We start from the raw sequence: 13,805 nt of genomic DNA on the forward strand, positions 1-13,805 counted from the left end.
CGTCGACCTAACCGCAATCGATGAACAAACAGACATACCAGTCATCAAAAGCTGGATAACCGAAGACGGACACGTCATCTCAACAATCGGACACCAGCAAACATTCATCGAATTCGGAATCGTATAACAAAATGAATACAATAAAGAAGAAAACATGCGGCGTCATAATAACATATAACCCCAACATTAAAATTTTACATAAACTCATTGCCTCAATCAAAAGCCAAGTAGATTTTCTACTAATAATAGACAATGGCTCAGATGAAGATCTTAAAGATATTTCAAACGAGAATAATATCACATTTATTCCACTGAGTGAAAATTTTGGAATTGCACACGCTCAGAACGTTGGTATCAAACGAGCCCGTGACTACTGTGCAAACTACGTTCTTCTGCTTGATCAAGATAGTATTCCCGCCCCGGATATGGTAGAGCGGCTTATGAGAGCAGCGGAAAAACTGGAGGCAGAAGGCCAGAAAGTTGCAGCCGTTGGGCCGTCCTACAGCGACGTGCGTCAAGGAGAGATTCCGTCTTTTGTTTATCTAAAAGGCCTTTCGCTACATCGCCGCGCCTGTTCTGATCCTGAAGCAACAGTTCCAGTCGACTTTCTGATTGCTTCGGGCAGCCTTCTCCCCATGCCCAGCCTTGATTTGATCGGCGGGATGGCTGAAGAGCTCTTCATTGACTATGTCGACATTGAGTGGGGGTTACGGGCGGCCAAACTCGGTTTTTCCTCCTTTGGGGTCTGCAACGCGCATATGGAACATGCCTTGGGAGACGACTGGATACCCTATAAGGGCCGGAAAATTCCCCTTCACAGTCCTCTGCGCCACTACTACCACATGCGCAATGCAATCTGGCTGGCGCGCCAGTCCTGGATCTCCCGGGCCTGGACCACCGTTTTGATATGGCGCGTGATCCGCCAGTTCGCATTTTTCTCCCTGTTCGCTCCACAGGGCTACCGACATGCCCAGATGATGGCCATAGGCCTCTGGCACGGTATTGGCGGCCGCATGGGGAGAAAGTGAATGACTGTGTCCAGTCCGGCAGAGGGTCTCAGTCCAAAACCGCTGCTAACCATCTCGATTGTAACCTACCAACCCGACATACCCGTGTTGCGGAAAACCTTTGAGACACTTGAACGCGCCTTGAGGCACTTCGACAGTCAAAGCGTCAGGATTTTCATCATCCAGAATTCAGAACACGATGCGGTAAGACGGGCTGCCGCTGAGGCAATGAATGGCTATCCATATGAGCTGATCTCCGGCCATGGCAATATTGGGTTTGGCCGTGCCCATAACCTTGTTTTGCAGCGGACTGGTCATTTTCATCTGGTCCTGAATCCGGACATCGAGATGGAGCACACAGCACTAAGCTATGCCACAGAGTTTCTCCTGACAAATCCGGACTGCGGTCTCCTGACACCGGAAGCGAAAGGACTGGATGGAGAACGCCAGTATCTATGCAAACAATATCCGCCTCTATTTGACCTGCTCCTGAGGGGCTTTGCGCCCAAATTCATAAAATCGCTCTTTTCGGAACGCCTGGCACGGTATGAGATGCGAAGAGAGACATCAGAAAGCATTTTTTGGGATCCACCAATTGTTAGCGGATGCTTCATGTTCTTTAGAGGTGATGTATTCAGAAATGTAAATGGATTCGATCCAGATTATTTTCTCTATTTCGAAGATTTCGATTTATCATTAAGAACAGCGCAAATAGCACGGATTGCTTACGTGCCGCATGTGAAAATTTCTCATGCTGGTGGTCATGCAGCAAGAAAAGGTCTATGGCACATCAAGCTTTTCGTAAAATCAGCGAAGATATTCTATAAAAAGCACGGATTACGTATTATTTAGACCTAGTGAATAGAATCTAATTTTCCTTGTGCTTGTCCAATATTTTCAGTTTCAGAAAAGCCGCCGCACATGCCAATAGGTCGATACGTTGCTGCGGCGAGGATCAGCCTCGATTTGACTTCAGACCTGCAAGAACGAAAGCCCCGCCGGCAAAGAACACGAGGATCACCGCCATGCCTGCCGCCTGACTGGCGGTGGCTGTGGTGACAAGCGCGACGGCCAGCGGGGCAAGGAAGCTGGTCACCTTGCCCGACAGCGCAAGAAGGCCGAAGAACTGGCCCTGACGGCCCTCCGGTGCCAGATGCACCAGAAGGCTGCGCGCCGCCGACTGCAACGGTCCCGCCAGCGCGCCGATACAGCCACCGAGCACGAGGAACATCAGATCCGGCAGGGACCCGAACAGGGCGCCGGGGGCGGCAGGCGTTACATCGAAGACGAAGAACACCGTGTCCCGGTCCACCGAAACAAGGCCGAGGCCGCACAGGATGAGACCGCCAAGCGCCCCCAGAATGACCTTGCGCGAACCGATAAGGTCGTCCAGCCAGCCGCCGGTCAGCGCGCCGATGGTGCCGGTGATGGTGAGCAGGATGCCGAAGGTGCCGATCTGGATCGTGCCCCAGCCGAGCACACCGGCCGCATAAATGCCACCAAAGGCAAACAGCGCCACCAGCCCGTCGTTGTAAAGCATGTTGGCGATGAGGAACCGCGCCATGCCGGGCACCTGCCGCACGTCTGCAAGGCTGCGGCGCAGGGAAGCAAGGCCCTGCCGGACAGCGGCCCTCACCCCCATGCGGCGCGGCTCATCGGGCGTGAAAAGGAACATCGGCAGCACGAAGACGAGGAACCACAGCGCCGAGAACGGCCCCGACGCCCTGTCCCCCTCGCGCGCGGCCGGATCAAGCCCGAACAGTGGGTCCGCACCCAGCAGGGTCTTGCCCGTTTCCGGATTGGCCGCCATGAAGCCGAGCACGATGACGAGGCTGACGAGCCCGCCCAGATAGCCGACCGCCCAGCCTGCGCCCGACAGGCGTCCGAGCCTGTCACGCGCCACCAGCGAGCCCATCATGGAATTGTTGAAGACCGTGGCGAACTCGATCGCGAGCGTGCCCAGCGCATAGCCCGCCAGCGCCACGGCAATGCCGTAGCCGGTACCGGGAACGGCCCACCACAGGGCAAGGCAGGACAGCACGTAAGGCACGGCCAGAGCCGCGATCCAGGGCTTGCGTGCCCCGCCTGCATCGGCAACGCAGCCAAGGAACGGGGCGAGCAGCGCAATGGCAAGCCCCGCCGCCGAGGTGGCATAGCCCCAGAGGGCCTGCCCTTCCGCCGGGGTGGCGGCAAGGGCGGAGGCAAAATAGGGCGCGAAGACGAAGGTCGTCACCAGTGTGAAGAAGGGCTGGGCTGCCCAGTCGAACAGAACCCAGCCAGCGACGCCGGCAGCCCCTGCCTTCCGCCCTGCGATGCTCATCAAGCGGCTCAGTAGTCGCCGAGCTTGATATCCGGGGTGTAATCGCCCGGCACTTCCTTGGTCACGGCCTGGCCGCAGACGACGATGCCGCGGGTGGCGTCAAAGGTCAGCTGCGGCGCACCGGCCAGCTCCCAGCCCTTGTTGAGGGCCTGCGTGACGCGGTGGCAGAACTGGCTGTCATCGGGGCCGGTGATGAAGCGGTAGAGTTTCATGGCAATCTTTCCAGGAACAAGAACTGCTCCGGCATATCATTCCTGCGCAGATGCCGCCATGGCCTTGGCGATGGCCAGCACCCTCAGCCCCATGTCCGCATGCAGCCGCTCGACCATCTTGCCGTCGATCTGGATCGCCCCCTTGCTGGCATTTTCCGGCAGGGCGAAGGCATCGTTGATCTTCTGCGCCCAGGCGATTTCCGCCTCCGAGGGCGAAAAGGCAGCGTGACAAGCGTCGATCTGCTTGGGGTGGATCAGCGTCTTGCCGTCCATGCCCATCTCCGCCCCTTGCGCGCATTCGGCGGCAAAACCGTCCAGATCGTTGAAATCGTTGTAGACACCGTCAAGGATATCAAGCCCGCCCGCCCTTGCTGCGGCCACGCAGGTCATCAGCCAGGGCATCATCACGGCCCGGCCCGGCAGCAGGCGGGCGCGGGTTTCCTTGGCCAGATCATTGGTGCCCATGACGAAGCAGGTGAGGCGTGTTTCCGGGTCCCGTCCCGCCGAGGCAATGCTGGCCGCATGCAGCATGGCGAGCGGCGTTTCCATCATCGCCCAGAGTTTCACGGAGGCAGGAGCACCTGCCAGCTTCAGCCGGTGCGCCACACGTTCCACATCCGCAAGGGACGAAACCTTGGGCAGGAGGATGGCATCGGGGGCTGCGGCAATTGCCGCCTCCAGATCCGCCTCGCCCCATTGGGTATCGAGGCCGTTGATGCGGATCACCGCCTCGCGCCCTGCAAAGGCACCGGCCGCCACGGCCTCGCAGACCTGCTGGCGGGCGGCTTCCTTGGCATCGGGCGCCACGGCATCTTCCAGATCCAGCAGCAGGCAATCCACGCCGAGGCTGCGCGCCTTTTCCAATGCCCGTCCGTTGGAACCGGGCATGTAGAGCGCCGAGCGGCGGGGCTTGAAGCTTGCGGTCACGGGCGGTCCTCCTGCGGGTCTTTGCGGCACTGCGTTTCTGCAGTGCAAAAGCTAGACGGTGGCAGCCGCTTTTTCCACTCGCCTTTCGGCGGGTATCTCCCGGGTATCTTTTGGGGGCTCTCAGGTGCAGCAGCGCAGAGCCGCCCAAAATAAAACCCGGCGAAAACGCCGGGTTCACACATGCCAGAGCTGCCGCGTCCAGTAAGACAGCAGATTGACCGCTCAGGCTGACAGGCGGCGCTGTTCGCGGACGACGCCGTGGATGGCGTCACGCACGGCCTGACGGATATCGGCCAGCGAGAAGGGCTTGGTGATGACATCATGCACCAGCTCGTCGAGGCCGTTGGCCCGTTCACGCTGGTCGGCAAAACCGGTCATCAGCAGGATCGGCAGGCTCGGCCAGTCGCGGGCGGTGGCCAGCGCCAGGGCGATGCCATCCATCACCGGCATCTTGATGTCGGACAGCAGCAGATCGAAGCTGCCTCTCTCGCGGACAAGCGTTTCCAGCGCCGCTCCGCCATCTTCTGAGGCGCAGACGGTGTGGCCATCCAGTTCAAGGGCGCGTTTCACAAAGCTGCGAACCGCCTCGTCATCTTCCGTCAGAAGAATCCGGGCCATATCACACTCCCGTTGTTTCGCGAGGGGGTGTAGCCTCTTCCCCGGCCACATACCCGATGAAGGGCAACTGCCGCCAGGCGTGCCCCATGTCCATCCCGTAACCCACCACAAACTTGTCCGGACAATTAAAGCCCACATAGTCAGCCTGAATATCGGCCTTTCTGTGATACGGTTTGTCCAGCAGTGCGGCGACTTTGACCGAACGCGCGCCCCTTTCAAGAAGCCTGTCCTTGGCGAACTTCAGGGTACGTCCGGATTCCAAAATATCATCCGCCAGTATGATATCGCGATCCTTAACAAGACTTTCAACGTCACGCAGAACCTGAACATTTCCAGAGCTTACGGTCCCTGCCCCGTAGCTGGATAAATGCATGAACTCCATTTCGAGTTCCAGGCCGGCACGGTGCATGGCACGCACCAGGTCGGCGGCAAAGATGAAGCTGCCCTTGAGCACAGCCACGACCAGCAGCTGATGCGGACGGGAAGAAGCCACTTCGCTGGCAAGGCTTTCGACCCGTGCGGCGATCTCGGCTTCATCGTAAAGGGTATGGATCACCGGCTTCATCTTGTTGCTTCTGCTGCTTGTCCTGAGCGGCGGTCCACAAAGCGGACCTGAATATCTGCGGCGTCTGCGGGAGGATCTGTCAGCCTGGTCCTGAAGCGCGTGTTCGCGCCCGGCTCCAATGCCACCGCACGCGGTTCGAGGGTCCAGGCGTAAATCTCCTGCTGATCCTCGCTTCGCAGCGACAGGCGCACCGCGGGTACTGCGGCAGGCTGTTCCGATACGCTCTGGATTGTCCCCTCGACAACCAGAACGATGGTCCCCTCGTCGACTTCCCTGAATGTTCTCAAATCACGGAACTCAAGTCCGCGCAAGTTCACCGGAAGTCCCATCATGTCGAACAGACTGGCAAGGTCCGGAACGTGTTTGACCACGAACTGGCGGTTCGTGAAGATGAGCGCGCTGAATCCCGCCGCTGCAAGAAAGATCAAAAGGCCGCCGGTCCGGCGCAGGTTGTTCACCGTCACGTGACGGGTCAGGAATGACCAGTCGCGCTCCCGCCTGGGTTTTTTCGTGTTAACCTTGATCTTCTTACGCTTGGCAAGGGACTCGATGTCAATCGTACGGCGAGCATTTTCCTCCTCGTCCGTTTCATCATTTGCATCGGAGGCCACTACATCTGGGTATTCCGGCGGCGCATCTCTACCAGTCTTTGATTTACCCTGAGTATCCACAGATCCTTTGGCAGGTTCGGGCTCCTCGTCCTCAAACGCGCGCCCCTTGGCAAGGGCTTCTTCCTCCGTGGCATCCTCCACCCATGCCGCTTCATCCTCGTCCTCGTCTGTCTCCGGCTCATCCTCGATGGCCATGGCAGGCTTTGCTGCCGCCTTTGCAGCGCCTCCGGATGAGGCAGCCGGGGAAGCAGGCGCGGGGATATCTTCCTTGCGCGGGCTGATGAACCAGCGGTTTCCGCAGCGCGCGCATTTCACGCTACGCCCTTCCGGGCCAACCATTTCCGGCTTGATGTCATAGGAGGTATCGCAGTCCGGACAGGTGATCTTCATGTTTGGGAGACCCTCGCTCCACGGCCTCACGGGGCCTTGATGGTGCCATCCATGACGCGGATGATAGCAGTCCGGTGCTGAATTGGGGGGAAGACCTGCGTCAGAGCTCCCCCAATTCTGGTCCAGAGGACATTCATATGTTTAATGAAGCGTTAAAGGGATGGCTCTAGGGTGAGCGCCGTCCACGGAGGTTTTGCGTGATCCGTTTCGAGAACGTCGGGCTGAGATACGGCATGGGGCCGGAAATCTTGCGCGACCTGACATTCAGCATCGAGCCGCAGTCGTTTCAGTTCCTGACCGGGCCCTCCGGCGCGGGCAAGACAACGCTGATCCGCTTGCTGTTTCTGTCGCTGCGGCCCACGCGCGGCCTCATTCGCGTGTTCAACCGGGACATGGCGACCATCGCCAAGAAGGAACTGCCGGAGCTGCGCCGCCGTATCGGCGTGGTGTTTCAGGATTTCCGTCTGCTGGACCATCTGACGACTTACGAGAATGTCGCCCTGCCGCTGCGCGTTCTGGGCAAGGAAGAAGCGAGCTACCGCTCGGACGTGGTGGAACTGCTGAAATGGGTGGGCCTTGGCGAGCGCATGCATGTGCTGCCGCCGGTTCTCTCGGGCGGTGAAAAGCAGCGCGCGGCCATCGCACGGGCACTGATCACCCGGCCGGACATGCTGCTGGCGGATGAGCCGACGGGAAACGTCGACCCTCCCCTTGCCCGCAGGCTGTTGCGGTTGTTCATTGAACTCAACAGGCTTGGCACATCCGTCGTGATTGCCACCCACGACATCACCCTGCTTGAACAGGTCGAGGCGCGCCGGATGGTTCTGGCGGACGGGCGCCTGTCCATTTTTGACTGAGGGCATGGGGAAGGCACCGCGCATGGCATCCAAGGCCCCGCCACCAAAGAAGACCGGCACAAAGGCGCCGCAACAGCAGAAGAGCCGGCCCAAGCTGCCGCGCCCTTCGCTGAAGCTGTCCCTGCGCGGCAAGGCCAAAGCTGCGGCAGGCGGGCAGGACGCACGCCTGCGGCCGTCAGCGGCCATCGTCCCGTCCCAGTCCGTGGCCGGACGTGCCCTGACGCTCGTCGTCGCCATCATGAGTTTTCTGGCCTGCCTCACCGTCGGCTCCGTCTCTGTCGTCTGGGAGGCGGCGCACGACTGGAGCAATGACCTCGTGCGGGAAGTGACCGTGCAGATCCGCCCCGCTGACGGGGTCGACATGCTGCGCGAGATCGACAAGGCCGTGGCGCTGACGCAGGAGTTTCCCGGCATCGGCACGGTGCGCGCCCTGTCGGACGAGGAAACCCGCCAGCTGCTGCAACCCTGGCTCGGCGCAGGCCTTGACCTCGAAACGCTGCCCGTGCCGCGCCTGATCCAGGTGACGGTCAGCAGTCCGCAGGAGCTGGATCTTCCGGCGCTGAAGCAGTCGATCGAACAGAACGTGCGCGGCGCCAGCCTTGACGATCACAGCATCTGGACCTCCCGCCTTGCCGCCATGGCCGGGGCTGTGGTGGCCGGGGGCTTCGGCATCCTGGCACTGGTGCTGTTTTCCATGGTGCTCAGCGTGATCTTCGCCACCCGTGCGGCCATGGCCGGAAACCGCGACGTTGTGTCCGTGCTGCATTTCGTCGGCGCCAGTGACGGCTTCATCGCCCGCGAGTTCCAGCGCCACTTCCTCGTGCTGGGTCTCAAGGGGGGAATAGCCGGCGGGCTTGCCGCTTCCTTCTGCTTCATTCTGCTCGAAGTCTTCACCCGGCAAACATCCGGCATGGCCGGTGCCGACCAGATGTCGGCGCTGTTCGGCTCCGTGGCGGTCGGCACGCCGGGCTACTTCGGAGTGGTCGGCATTGTCTTCATCGTCGCCGTGCTGACGGCGCTGACCTCCGGCCTTGCAGTCAAATCCCACCTTGCCAAAATCGACTAGCTGCAACATCCATCCAAGAAACAGCGGAATTGGTCTATAATCTTCGCACGATGAAACCTGCGCCTTCGGACAAACAGCCTGATGCTGCCGCCCCTGCACCGGTCCCGGAGGACCGGGTGCGGGCTGAGGCTTTGCTGGCTGCGTCCGGGGAGCGGGCAAGTCACGAGCCAGATCAGACCCTTGCGCCCGAAGCCGGACAGCCGGCAGGAGAGCCGGCCGGGGAACAGGCAGAGCAGCAGCCAGGGCCTGCGCCGCAGGCTCCGCAGACGCGCCGCCGGGGCTACAAACGCTGGCTGGCGCTGAAGGTACTGGGGATTGCCGCTGCGCTGGTGTGCCTGTGGCTGCTCATATCCTTCATCCGCTTCACCGTCGATGTGGTCACCATCGATCAGCCGGAAGACCCGCGTGCCGATGCCATCGTCGTGCTGACCGGCGGCCAGGAGCGGATCGAGACCGCCGTCCAGCTTCTGCAGCAGGGCCGCGCCCAGCGCCTGCTCATCTCCGGCGTCTATCCGGCCACCACCGCACGCCAGCTGCGGCTGCGCACGGAGGCCGAACGCGACCTCTTCAACTGCTGCATCGACCTCGACAAGAAGGCGCTCAACACCATCGGCAATGCCAGCGAAGCCGCCATCTGGGCCAAGACGAACGGCTATGCCTCGCTCGTGCTCGTCACCAGTGCCTATCACATGCCGCGTGCCGAGATGGAGCTGAACGCGGTCATGCCGGATCTGGTGGTCATTCCCTATCCAGTGTTCGCGGGCGACTTCAATGTGGAGCGATGGTACGCGGAGCCGCGGACCTTACGTCTTCTCCTGAGGGAATTTGTGAAGTATACCCTCGCGCGGCTGCGGGTGAGCACGCTGGGTGTCTCGGCTGCGGGCTGAGGGCCTGAACCCGGCCACACCGCTCAGTCTGCCCGGCTTCCAGCCCGTTCCTGTCTCCAGTCCGGTTTCCTGATGATCTATCTGCGCTCGCTTCTCTTCCAGATTGCCTTCTATCTGCTGACACTGGTCCAGATGGTGATCTACAGCCCCTTCGTCTTTCTGGCCCCGCGCCGGATCGCCTGGGTGGTGGTGCCAGTCTGGGCGAAGGTCAATCTGGCGCTGCTGCGCTGGATCGCCGGACTCAAGGTGGAGTACCGGGGCGTTGAGAACATCCCGCAGGGCGGCTTTCTGGTGGCATCCAAGCATCAGTCCGCCTGGGAGACCTTCGCTCTCATCCCGTTCTTTCCGGACCCGACCTACATTCTGAAGCGCGAGCTGCGCTGGATCCCGATCTTCGGCTGGTACACGGCCAAGATGAAGCAGATCCCCATCAACCGGGGCAAACGCTCTGCGGCACTCGCCGCCATGATGGCAGCCGCGCGCGAGGCGATTGGCGAAGGCCGCCAGATCCTCATCTTCCCGGAAGGCACGCGCCGTCCGGCTGGTGCCGAACCGTCCTACAAATACGGCATTTCCCATCTCTACCGGGATCTGGCCTGCCCGGTGCTGCCGGTGGCGCTCAATGCAGGGCTTTACTGGCCGCGCAAGGGTTTCCTCATTCATCCGGGCACGGTGATTGTCGAGTTCCTGCCCGCCATCGAGCCTGGCCTTGAGCCGGCCGTGTTTTTTGAGACGCTGACCGGGCAGATCGAAACCGCGTCCAACCGCCTCATCGAGGAAGCCCGGCAGGCTGAGCGGCCCTCGCCGGTGTTGAAGACCATTCCGCCGCGCGCGGCCTGATCAGGGGAAAGCCCCGGCAGGCTCAGGCCATTTACCTCAGCCGCTGGGCCAGCCAGGACACGCGGGCATCATGGATGCCCAGCTCTTCCAGATGGCTCGCCGTGTTCAGCACATATTCCGGATTGGCGCCGGATTGGCCCACAGCCCCTTCCACCAGCTCCAGCTGACGCTCCAGCGGCAGCACACCCGCATATTGCGGGTGCTGCCGGTCAACAAGATAGGTGAGTGCAGTGGCATTGGTGCCATCGGCAAAGCGCACCGGGCGCAGGGCTTCCAGATAGACCATGGTCGCCTGTTCGCGGGCGCGCAGATATTCGATCGTGCCGTCCCGGTCCTGTTCCCGGACGCGGAAGGCCATGCCCCGGCAGGCGCCGCCCCGGTCCAGCCCGAAAACGAGGCCGGGCCGCTCCGGCGTGCCCCGGTGCACCCAGGAATAGACGCAGAGCGAGCGGTGGGCACCGTGCAGCAGCGCCGGACGCTTCTCCTCAAACGGGAAACCGGGCTTCCAGATGAGAGAGCCGTAGCCAAAAACCCACAAATCGCCCATATCGGTCACGATACCTTGTTTTGCCTGAGCCGCGCACTTAGCAATGCGCCGGGCAAGTTTCAATGGCCGTGCTGCAAGTGGACTGCGGCACCAGAGGACAGACATGACCGAACCGACTTCCGCGCCGCGCAAATCTTCCAGCCGCAAGTTCATCTATCTCGCCGGAGCCGTGGTGCTTGTGGCCGGTGGATGGAGTGCGGCCTGGGTTGCGGCCCGCAGCTTCGTCAACAGCCAGATTGATGCCGCCCTGCAGACTGCAGCGGCCATGGGCTTCGAGATCGCCTGCAGCGAGCGCGGCCTCGGCGGCTATCCGTTCCGCTTCGAGCTGACCTGCAAGGACTTTGCCCTGCGCACGCCGGTGGGCCATTTCGTCAGTGTCGCCGAGCTGCGCGCCGTCGCGCTTGCCTATAATCCGCAGCACATGATCATCGAGGCGGACAGCCCGATGGCCTCCTTTGCGCCCGGCGACGGCCCGATCCAGGAAGGCACATGGGACAGCCTGCGCGCCAGCCTGCGCTTCAGCGGTACAAGCCTGCGCCAGCTGGATGGGGTGATCGCAGCCCCTCGTTTCTTTGCGTCCGAGAACCCCGATGCAGGTGAAGTGTCTCTGGCAGGCGGAGAATTGCACCTGCGCCCCAATCCGGCACAGCCGGACGATCTGGATCTGGCCGTCAGCTTCAAGGGCCTGAAGGTGACGGCGGAGGATCAGCCCGGTGACGGCAGCTTCATCGGCCAGATTTCCGGCGGCGCACCACTGCTGTCAGGCACCGTGCCGCAAGGCCTGTTCGCCAGCACGAACGGCCAGCCGGCGCTGATCGTCAGCGCCCTGAAACTCACCACCGGCAGCACCAGCCTCAACACCACCGGTCAGATCCGGCTGGAAACCAACGGCACCCTCTCAGGCGAGTTGCCGCTGACAGCGGTGGAACCCGATGGCATCAAGGCCGTTCTTGCCCCCTTCTTCCCCTCCGATTCCGGTTTCCCCGAAGCGCTGCAGGGCGCCGTCATCAGCTTCGGCAAGGCAACGCAAGTGGATGGCAAGGCGGCGGTGGAAGCAAAGGTGCAGCTCACCAACGGCTCCGCCCGCATCGGCATCCTGCCGTTCGCACAGATCGACCCCGTGTATTGAGGGGGCAGACGTCAGGAGGATAAGGCCTTTGCGCCGTCATCCCGGCCGAGCAGCGCGAGAGCCGGGACCGGTGAGCCCGGGTCTCCCGGCTGTCATACCAAACACCTCAAATGCTTGCGCATCACCAATCAGCACCCCGGCTCACCGGTCCCGGATCGCGCACGCGCGTCCGGGATGACGATGGAGGGGTTGGATATGCAATCGCAATCCAGCTGCTGCGTCAGGCCGACGCCAGCCGGTCGATGGCGATGATGTAGCTCTTGTGATGATCGGGCTCGGCGATCTGGTCATAGAGGGCGAGTGCAGGAGCGTTCTTGCTCGGCACGATCCAGCGCAGCTGCAGCCAGCCCCGGCTCTGGCCCTCGGTGACGAGGGTCTGGATCATCTTGCGGGCAATGCCCTTCTGGCGGAACTCGGGGCGCACGTAGATGTGGTCCATCTGGCCGGAGCGCAGGCCCGTGATCAGTTCCGGCAGATCGAAGAAGACCGCAAAGCCGACAAGCTGCCCGTCCACGAAGGCGCCGATCACTTCGGCGGAGCGGTCACCCAGAATACGCTCGGCATAAAACTGGTCCGGACGGCGCGGGGCGCCGCGCTTGAGGGCCTGGGCATTTTCAGCAATCAGGGGCGCAAGGTGCAGGGCATCGTCGGGGCCAAGAGCCTTGATGTCGAGCTTGGTCAATTCGGTCTCCGCTATGGATCGGATCATCGTTACATGCGCAACATGTCCCGAACCGGCGGGACGATCAAGCACCTGATGAGGCGGCATAACCAGCCCATGGGCGCTTGAGCCTTGTGAAAGCTGTTACAGCTGCACAATGCACGCAGATGAGGCATGCCTGTCCTTGCGCCACCTCAAGGACTATGCATTTCTGTCATGGCCAGACCTGCCGCACCATTTCCTCAGGATGCCATGACCGACCAAGCCGCCCGCTTCCGCGCCACACTCATTGGCCTCACGGCCGTGCTCATGTGGGCCACTCTTGGCGTCTTCGGCGCCGGGTCCGGGGCGGTGCCGCCATTCCTGCTCAATGCACTCTGCTTCGGTCTGTCGGGTCTTCTCGCCTGCCTTTGGCTCGCCTTTCGCGGAAAGCTCTCCGCCCTGCGCCAGCCGCTGAAGGTCTGGGCCTTCGGCACCGTGGGGCTATTCGGCTTTCACTTCTTCTATTTCACCGCAATCCGCAACGCGCCGCCTGTCGATGCCAATCTCATCAACTACACCTGGCCGCTGCTGATCGTGGTGTTTTCCGCCCTGCTGCCGGGTGAGAAGCTGAAGCTGCATCACGTCCTGGGGACCGTGCTCGGCCTCGGCGGCGCGGCGCTGCTGGTCAGCAAGGGAGAGGGCCTCAGCCTCGATCCCGCCTTTGCCCTCGGCTATGGCGCGGCGGTCGCCTCTTCCCTGTTCTGGTCCACCTATTCGGTGCTCTCCCGCCGCCTGGGCGAGGTGCCGACGGAAGCAGTGGCCGGTTTCTGCCTGATGACGGCGCTGCTGTCCGCCATCTGCCATCTGGTGCTGGAAGACACCGTCTGGCCCTCCGGCACGGTGGAATGGGCCAGCGTCGTGGCGCTTGGCCTGCTGCCGGTCGGCCTTGCCTTCTTCACCTGGGACATTGGCGTCAAGCGCGGCGACATTCAGGTTCTGGGCGCGGCCGCCTATTCGGCCCCGCTCCTCTCGACGCTGCTGCTCATCGCCTTCGGCTTCGGCACCTTCACCTGGATCGTCGGCGCCGCCTGCATTCTGATCACCATCGGCGCGGTCATCGCGGCAAAGGACATGATCTTCAAGCGCGCTGCAGGCTGAGGAACGGGGCTGAAGAACCGGGGCGCAC

16 protein-coding genes are annotated in these 13,805 nt (G+C 61.7%); 8 read left to right on the forward strand and 8 right to left on the reverse strand.

What is annotated here, in order from left to right; genetic code table 11:
* Positions 1-131 precede the first annotated feature (131 nt).
* Both IF10I1_RS18565 and IF10I1_RS18570 read left to right on the forward strand, forming a co-directional pair.
* Entirely contained in the window at positions 132-1,028 is an 897-nt protein-coding gene (locus IF10I1_RS18565) for a glycosyltransferase family 2 protein (protein ID WP_186391358.1), read from the forward strand.
* On the forward strand, positions 1,029-1,859 hold the full coding sequence (locus IF10I1_RS18570; RefSeq protein WP_186391359.1) for a glycosyltransferase family 2 protein: 831 nt from the start codon (positions 1,029-1,031) through the stop codon (positions 1,857-1,859).
* Between the two features lie 103 nt (positions 1,860-1,962).
* Here the strand turns inward: IF10I1_RS18570 and IF10I1_RS18575 are convergent, their stop codons facing one another.
* The 6 genes from IF10I1_RS18575 to IF10I1_RS18600 all read right to left on the reverse strand — a co-directional run bounded on the left by IF10I1_RS18575 (position 1,963) and on the right by IF10I1_RS18600 (position 6,650).
* Positions 1,963-3,327: an MFS transporter gene (locus tag IF10I1_RS18575; RefSeq protein ID WP_186391360.1), complete on the reverse strand. Its 1,365-nt coding sequence runs from the start codon at positions 3,325-3,327 to the stop codon at positions 1,963-1,965.
* Positions 3,328-3,335: 8 nt separating this feature from the next.
* The gene (locus IF10I1_RS18580) at positions 3,336-3,539 is read right to left on the reverse strand and encodes a DUF1737 domain-containing protein (RefSeq protein WP_050474080.1); all 204 of its coding nucleotides are present in this window, start codon (positions 3,537-3,539) and stop codon (positions 3,336-3,338) included.
* A 36-nt stretch (positions 3,540-3,575) separates the two neighbouring features.
* Positions 3,576-4,466 (reverse strand): CoA ester lyase, encoded by an 891-nt coding sequence (locus tag IF10I1_RS18585; RefSeq protein ID WP_256387632.1) that lies wholly within the window; start codon positions 4,464-4,466, stop codon positions 3,576-3,578.
* A 222-nt stretch (positions 4,467-4,688) separates the two neighbouring features.
* Positions 4,689-5,084: a response regulator gene (locus IF10I1_RS18590; RefSeq protein WP_019964371.1), complete on the reverse strand. Its 396-nt coding sequence runs from the start codon at positions 5,082-5,084 to the stop codon at positions 4,689-4,691.
* 1 nt (position 5,085) lies between these two features.
* Positions 5,086-5,649, reverse strand: a complete 564-nt coding sequence (gene hpt / locus IF10I1_RS18595; RefSeq protein WP_186391361.1) for a hypoxanthine phosphoribosyltransferase — start codon at positions 5,647-5,649, stop codon at positions 5,086-5,088.
* Positions 5,646-6,650 (reverse strand): zinc-ribbon domain-containing protein, encoded by a 1,005-nt coding sequence (locus IF10I1_RS18600; protein ID WP_186391362.1) that lies wholly within the window; start codon positions 6,648-6,650, stop codon positions 5,646-5,648. Before IF10I1_RS18600 ends, hpt begins: the two co-directional genes overlap by 4 nt.
* 197 nt (positions 6,651-6,847) lie before the next feature.
* On the opposite strand from IF10I1_RS18600, the gene ftsE reads away from it, so the two are divergent.
* From ftsE to IF10I1_RS18620, 4 genes are all read left to right on the forward strand, one after another.
* The gene (gene ftsE / locus IF10I1_RS18605; RefSeq protein ID WP_072242530.1) at positions 6,848-7,507 is read left to right on the forward strand and encodes a cell division ATP-binding protein FtsE; all 660 of its coding nucleotides are present in this window, start codon (positions 6,848-6,850) and stop codon (positions 7,505-7,507) included.
* Positions 7,508-7,529: 22 nt separating this feature from the next.
* Complete coding sequence (locus IF10I1_RS18610; RefSeq protein WP_186391363.1) at positions 7,530-8,573, forward strand: ABC transporter permease; 1,044 nt, start codon at positions 7,530-7,532, stop codon at positions 8,571-8,573.
* 116 nt (positions 8,574-8,689) lie between these two features.
* Positions 8,690-9,460 (forward strand): YdcF family protein, encoded by a 771-nt coding sequence (locus IF10I1_RS18615; RefSeq protein WP_208977274.1) that lies wholly within the window; start codon positions 8,690-8,692, stop codon positions 9,458-9,460.
* 69 nt (positions 9,461-9,529) lie between these two features.
* Entirely contained in the window at positions 9,530-10,300 is a 771-nt protein-coding gene (locus IF10I1_RS18620) for a lysophospholipid acyltransferase family protein (protein WP_371328546.1), read from the forward strand.
* 31 nt (positions 10,301-10,331) lie between these two features.
* Here the strand turns inward: IF10I1_RS18620 and IF10I1_RS18625 are convergent, their stop codons facing one another.
* Complete coding sequence (locus IF10I1_RS18625) at positions 10,332-10,847, reverse strand: gamma-glutamylcyclotransferase (RefSeq protein WP_186391617.1); 516 nt, start codon at positions 10,845-10,847, stop codon at positions 10,332-10,334.
* A 103-nt stretch (positions 10,848-10,950) separates the two neighbouring features.
* On the opposite strand from IF10I1_RS18625, the gene IF10I1_RS18630 reads away from it, so the two are divergent.
* Positions 10,951-11,976, forward strand: a complete 1,026-nt coding sequence (locus IF10I1_RS18630; protein WP_186391365.1) for a DUF2125 domain-containing protein — start codon at positions 10,951-10,953, stop codon at positions 11,974-11,976.
* Positions 11,977-12,196: 220 nt separating this feature from the next.
* Here the strand turns inward: IF10I1_RS18630 and IF10I1_RS18635 are convergent, their stop codons facing one another.
* A complete protein-coding gene (locus IF10I1_RS18635; protein ID WP_123195813.1) occupies positions 12,197-12,685 on the reverse strand; it encodes a GNAT family N-acetyltransferase in 489 nt (162 codons plus the stop codon).
* 204 nt (positions 12,686-12,889) lie between these two features.
* On the opposite strand from IF10I1_RS18635, the gene IF10I1_RS18640 reads away from it, so the two are divergent.
* Positions 12,890-13,777, forward strand: a complete 888-nt coding sequence (locus IF10I1_RS18640; RefSeq protein WP_186391366.1) for a DMT family transporter — start codon at positions 12,890-12,892, stop codon at positions 13,775-13,777.
* Positions 13,778-13,805: the final 28 nt, after the last annotated feature.

This window comes from Pannonibacter sp. I15F10I1 (assembly GCF_900185665.1).
In the GTDB taxonomy this organism is placed as follows: Bacteria; Pseudomonadota; Alphaproteobacteria; order Rhizobiales; family Stappiaceae; genus Pannonibacter; species Pannonibacter indicus.